1 pseudogene is annotated in these 317 nt (G+C 34.7%); it reads left to right on the plus strand.

Annotation, left to right across the window (positions count from 1 at the left end):
* Positions 1-317: pseudogene (locus Q0873_RS18205) on the plus strand (hypothetical protein); the annotation flags it as partial.

Consider the following 317-nt stretch of genomic DNA (forward strand, 5'->3'; position numbering starts at 1 on the left):
AATTCCTATTTGGTATTGAGCAGACTCGGCGATTCCCATTACTATAATTTTGAGTTTGACTTGGCAGAGAAGTATTATAAAGAGCTTATGAATTCTTATAGCTCCGTAGCTTCCCCGAAACATATTTTTCGATATGCCCAAGTTTTGAAAACCAATGGGAAAGTAGCGGACTCCGATAAATGGTTACTTAAGTTAAAGGATTTGGGTAAGGATAGTAGAGCAGAGGCTTTAGAGAAGAATAAAGATTATTTTGTTGAGTATTCAAATAAGCCGAAAACCTATATCAATATTCATAACATTTCATCGAATACCAAGTA

Source organism: uncultured Tenacibaculum sp. (assembly GCF_947498805.1).
In the GTDB taxonomy this organism is placed as follows: Bacteria; Bacteroidota; Bacteroidia; order Flavobacteriales; family Flavobacteriaceae; genus Polaribacter.